We start from the raw sequence: 386 nt of genomic DNA, 5'->3' as shown, positions 1-386 counted from the left end.
TGTCGTAGATGGTCAGGCAGGCTACCGAAGCGGCCGTCAGCGCCTCCATCTCGACGCCCGTCTTGCCGGTGACGCGCGCCAGCGCGGTGACCTTCAGGCCCGGCAATGCATGGTCGGGCTCGATGTCGACGGAAACTTTGGTCAGCAGCAGCGGATGGCAGAGCGGGATCAGATCATGCGTCTTCTTCGCCGCCATGATGCCGGCGATGCGCGCGGTGCCGAGCACGTCGCCCTTCTTGGCGTTGCCGGCGAGGATCATCTTCAGCGTCTCGGGCTGCATCGCGACAAAGCCTTCGGCGATCGCCGTGCGCGTTGTTTCTTCCTTGTCGCCGACATCGACCATGTTGGCCTCGCCCTGCGCGCCGAGATGGGTCAGGCCTGATACC

General features: G+C 65.0%; 1 protein-coding gene. It reads right to left on the bottom strand.

The features are described from left to right. Positions 1 to 376: cyclic pyranopterin monophosphate synthase MoaC (gene moaC / locus EN884_RS38405; RefSeq protein ID WP_245492081.1), on the bottom strand; the 376-nt coding region annotated here is incomplete at its 3' end. Between the last annotated feature and the right edge of the window lie 10 nt (positions 377 to 386).

It is taken from the genome of Mesorhizobium sp. M7A.F.Ca.AU.001.01.1.1, assembly GCF_004022735.1.
GTDB classification, from domain to species: Bacteria; Pseudomonadota; Alphaproteobacteria; order Rhizobiales; family Rhizobiaceae; genus Mesorhizobium; species Mesorhizobium ciceri.
This window is presented reverse-complemented; position numbering and strand designations above follow the sequence as displayed.